The following is a 2014-nucleotide window of genomic DNA, read 5'->3' as shown; positions in this document are numbered from 1 at the left end:
CCGCGACGGCCTCCGGGTTGTAGCCCTTCCACGTGACGCCGACCATCGAGAACGGGGTCTCGGAGGTGACCTCCTTGACCGGGGCGGAGCCCACCGCGATGTCGGTGTCCACGCCCGCCGCGGCCGGAGCGTCGGCCAATGCGACCTCGGCCGTCCCGGTGGGAACGGCGGCGCCCGCGGTGGCGGCGATGTCGTCTCCGGACTCGACCAGGTGGTCCGCCCCGTACACGGCGAGGGGCGTGACGACGGACGCCGCGACCGCCACCGCGAGGGCGAGGGTCCTGCGTCGACCGCTGACGTTCAGGGGGCGGCGTCGTGTTCTCAAGGGCTTCTCCAGATCAGGTCTGTGTCTCGCGATCCAGCTGCGGAACACTTCTTCCCGGCGGCCGCGGGCGACCGCGACCACTGGGACGAATGTGACGAACGTGATCAATGGTAGCTAAGAAACGCGTGAAACCAAGTGGTACGGGAGTGAATTTTGGGGTCACAACCATGTAGTTTCGAACCGATGTACGACGATGAGGCGGCCCGACGCGTGACCTGAGCAGCAGCACCGGGCGCGGGTGGGGCTGTCCTCGTCGTCGTCACCTGGTGTGGCACCGGGCCACTCGCCACCCCCGCCCGATACCCTTGGACCCGGACCCGCGCCGCCCGGCGCGTGGACACGCCGGGCGCAGCGCCTGACCAGGGGCGGCGACGGAGCAGAAGCAGTGTTAGACCAGAAGCAGTGTTGGACCAGACGCGGTGTTGGACAAGGCGCCGCGACTCGGCGACGGACTACGGGAAGGCTCGAAGTGATGGCAGGCGATCGGCAGTGGGGGACCTATGACCTCATCGTGGTGGGGTCCGGTTTCTTCGGCCTGACGGTCGCTGAGCGGGCCGCGGCCGAGCTCGGCAAGCGCGTACTGGTGCTCGACCGGCGGCACCACATCGGCGGCAACGCCTACTCGGAGCCCGAGCCCGAGACCGGGATCGAGATCCACAAGTACGGCGCGCACCTGTTCCACACCTCCAACGAGCGGGTGTGGGAGTACGTCAACCGCTTCACCGACTTCACCGGCTACCAGCACCGCGTGTTCGCGATGCACAAGGGCACGGCCTACCAGTTCCCCATGGGACTGGGGCTGATCAACCAGTTCTTCGGCCGGTACTACTCCCCGGACGAGGCACGCGAGCTCATCGCCGAGCAGGCCGCGGAATTCTCCGCCGAGGACGCGGCCAACTTCGAGGAGAAGGCCATCTCGCTGATCGGGCGGCCGCTCTACGAGGCGTTCATCAAGGACTACACCGCCAAGCAGTGGCAGACCGACCCCAAGAACCTGCCCGCCGGCAACATCACCCGTCTGCCCGTGCGCTACACGTTCGACAACCGCTACTTCAACGACACCCACGAGGGCCTGCCGGTCGACGGCTACACCGCGTGGCTGGAGAACATGGCGGCGGACGAGAAGATCGACGTGGTGCTGGACACCGACTGGTTCGACGTCCGCGAGGCCGTCCGCGCGGCGAGCCCCGACGCGCCCGTGGTCTACACCGGCCCGCTGGACCGGTACTTCGACTACGCCGAGGGCGAGCTCGGGTGGCGCACCCTGGACTTCGAGACCGAGGTCCTGCCCACCGGCGACTTCCAGGGCACCCCGGTGATGAACTACAACGACGCGGAGTACGACTACACCCGCATCCACGAGTTCCGGCACTTCCACCCCGAGCGGACGAACTACCCCACGGACAAGACCGTGATCATGCGCGAGTACAGCCGCTTCGCCGAGCGCGAGGACGAGCCGTACTACCCGATCAACGAGTCCACCGACCGCGAGCGACTGGCCCTGTACCGCGACCGCGCCAAGGCCGAGACAGCGACGAACCGCGTGATCTTCGGCGGCCGACTGGGCACCTACCAGTACCTGGACATGCACATGGCGATCGCCTCGGCGCTGACGATGTTCGACAACACCCTGGCCCCGCACCTGCGGGACGGGACGCCGCTCGCCGACTGACGGCCGGGCGCTCCCCC

The 2014-nt window shown here is 68.0% G+C and carries 1 protein-coding gene and 1 pseudogene; one reads left to right on the top strand and one right to left on the bottom strand.

What is annotated here, in order from left to right:
• Window positions 1–325, bottom strand: a pseudogene (locus G6027_RS16810) (hypothetical protein); the annotation flags it as partial.
• 472 nt (window positions 326–797) lie between these two features.
• Here G6027_RS16810 and glf point away from each other — a divergent pair.
• Window positions 798–1997 carry a UDP-galactopyranose mutase gene (glf, locus tag G6027_RS16805; RefSeq protein ID WP_182638136.1) on the top strand — a complete coding sequence of 400 codons (1200 nt, stop codon included), beginning with the start codon at window positions 798–800 and terminating at the stop codon, window positions 1995–1997.
• Window positions 1998–2014: the final 17 nt, after the last annotated feature.

Origin of the sequence: Dietzia sp. SLG310A2-38A2 (genome assembly GCF_014145095.1) — a bacterium.
Taxonomy (GTDB): Bacteria; Actinomycetota; Actinomycetes; order Mycobacteriales; family Mycobacteriaceae; genus Dietzia.
This window is presented reverse-complemented; position numbering and strand designations above follow the sequence as displayed.